The sequence below is a fragment of the Rhizobacter sp. P1_G5 genome (assembly GCF_056405435.1).
Genome location: NZ_JBFUCB010000816.1, coordinates 1 through 2,210, shown reverse-complemented (window position 1 = coordinate 2,210; position 2,210 = coordinate 1). Strand labels below are relative to the sequence as shown.

The 2,210-nt window shown below is 69.7% G+C and carries 3 protein-coding genes; 1 reads left to right on the top strand and 2 read right to left on the bottom strand.

The features are described 5' to 3' along the window. A partial coding sequence (locus AC1D12_RS31450) for a cation:proton antiporter domain-containing protein (RefSeq protein ID WP_477845108.1) occupies positions 1–718 on the bottom strand: 718 nt, incomplete at its 3' end. Next, on the bottom strand, positions 718–1,353 hold the full coding sequence (gene kefF, locus AC1D12_RS31445) for a glutathione-regulated potassium-efflux system oxidoreductase KefF (protein WP_465114303.1): 636 nt from the start codon (positions 1,351–1,353) through the stop codon (positions 718–720). The genes kefF and AC1D12_RS31450, both read right to left, overlap by 1 nt. 103 nt (positions 1,354–1,456) lie before the next feature. Here kefF and AC1D12_RS31440 point away from each other — a divergent pair, with 103 nt between their 5' ends. Continuing rightward, on the top strand, positions 1,457–2,074 hold the full coding sequence (locus AC1D12_RS31440; RefSeq protein ID WP_477845107.1) for a nucleotide-binding protein: 618 nt from the start codon (positions 1,457–1,459) through the stop codon (positions 2,072–2,074). The last annotated feature ends 136 nt before the right edge of the window (positions 2,075–2,210 follow it).

Genomic DNA, 2,210 nt, shown 5'->3' with positions numbered 1-2,210 from the left:
GCCCCACCGTCTGCATCAGCGCCGCGGTGGCCACCACCAGCAGCAGCGACGCGGCGGTGAAGATCTCGGGCGTCGCGCTGCCGGCGATCCAGCGCAGCGTGGGCCGCAGCAGCAGCCGCCCGCCCAGCACGATGATCGCGACCACCCCCAGCGCCTTGCCGGCACCGAGCCAGAAGCTGCCGTGCTCCGGCGCATCCGAAGGCCCCGCCAGCAGCGGCACCAGCGCGAGGATCGGGATCGCCGCGATGTCCTGCAGCAGCGCCACGCTCAGCAGGCTCTGCCCCGAGGTCGTCGCCATCAGGTTGCGCTCGCCCAGCACGCCCAGCCCGATCGCCGTCGACGACATCGCGAGGCCGAGCCCGCCCACCACCGCCAGCTGCCACGGCACGCCGGCCGCCACCGCCGCGCCGAGCAGCAGCGCCGCCGAGCCGAACAGCTGCACGCTGCCCCAGCCGAAGATCGGCTTGCGCAGCGCCCACAGCCGCTTCGGCTCCAGCTCGAGCCCGACCAGGAACAGCATCAGCACCACGCCGAACTCGGCGAAATGCAGCATGTCCTGCGGGTCGGTCACCAGCCGCAGCCCCCAGGGCCCGATCAGGATGCCCGCGGCCAGGTAGCCGATGATCGAGCCCAGCCCCAGTTTCTTCGCCACCGGCACCGCGATCACCGCGGCGGCCAGGTACACCAGCCCGCCTGTCAACCAGCTGCCGTGTTCCATCAGGCGCTTTCCGCCATCGCGGCTTCGGCCGCATCCGTCGGGCGTGCCGATTCGGGCACCTCGCAGTCGATGCAGTCGTCCAGCCCGGCCAGCTCCGGCCAGCCGGGGTAGCTGCCCAGGTGCTGCACGAAGGTGTCGGCATGCGCCTGCAGCTCGGCCGCGCCGACGCGGTGCGCGCCGTGCAGCACCAGCGGCGGCAGGAAGCGCATGCCGCACAGCGCGGCGGTCTGCTCGTAGGGCGGCAGGAAGGCGTCGAAGTGGTAGCGGTTGTAGCTGTCGGGGCGGTAGGAGTCGTCCGGGCCGCCGGTGGACGAGACCAGCCACAGGTCCTTGCCGCGCAGCGCATGGCCGTCCGGCCCGTAGGCCCAGCCGAAGCCCAGCACCTCGTCGACCCACAGCTTCATCAGCGGCGGCATGCTGTACCAGTGGATCGGGTGCTGCCACACGACGAGCTTCGCCTGCAGCAGCAGCGCGCGCTCTGCCTCGATGTCGATCAGGTAATCGGGGTACAGGCGGTACAGGTCGCGCACCGTGGCATGGCCGGATTTCTTGGCCGCCTTGTAGAGCGTGCGGTTGACGCGCGACTGCTCCATCTGCGGGTGGGCGGTGAGCACGAGGACTTCGGAGGGGGTCATGGTGGGATGGATGACGAGGTAGGCGGCGGGGGTAAGTATTGGTAGCCCAACAACGATAGTGTTCGTTAACATAACCGCAAACAAGGATCGTCAGGAGCAGTGCATGCCAGTGATCGTGGTGGCCAATCCGAAGGGCGGGGTCGGAAAGAGCACCTTGTCCACCAACATCGCAGGGTACATGGCCCAGGCCGGACATGCCGTGATGCTGGGCGATGTCGACCGGCAGCAGTCGGCCCGCACCTGGCTCTCGCTGCGCCCCGCGAACCTGCCGACCATCACCGGCTGGGAGCTGACCCACGACGAAGTCGTCCGCCCGCCCAAGGGCACGACGCATGCGGTGCTCGACACGCCGGCCGGCCTGCACGGCAAGCGCCTCGACGAGGTGATGAAGCTGGCCGACAAGGTGCTCGTGCCGCTGCAGCCCAGCATCTTCGACATCCACGCGACGCACGCCTTCGTGCGCGAACTGCTGGCGCGGCGGCGTGGCGACAAGGTGTCGGTCGCGATCGTCGGCATGCGGGTGCGCGAGGGCACCATCTCGGCCGACCAGCTGCGCAGCTTCCTCGAGACGCTGCAGGTGCCCCTGCTGGGCTTCCTGCGCGACACGCAGAACTACGTGCACCTGGCCGCGCGCGGCCTGACGCTATGGGACGTGGCACCGAGCCGCGTCGAGCGCGACCTCGAACAATGGCAGCCGCTGCTCCAGTGGCTGGACGCCTGATGAAGCGCTTCGAACGGCTGGCCGACCTGCAGGCCCTGGTGGGGCAGGAGATCGGCCTGAGCGACTGGATCGAGGTCGACCAGTACCGCATCGACCAGTTCGCCGAGGCCACCGGCGACCACCAGTGGATCCACGT

Bases quoted from the DNA above. Each gene is read 5' to 3' on its own strand.
- kefF (WP_465114303.1), bottom strand. From the start codon at position 1,353: ATGACCCCCTCCGAAGTCCTCGTGCTCACCGCCCACCCGCAGATGGAG.
- AC1D12_RS31440 (WP_477845107.1), top strand. From the start codon at position 1,457: ATGCCAGTGATCGTGGTGGCCAATCCGAAGGGCGGGGTCGGAAAGAGC.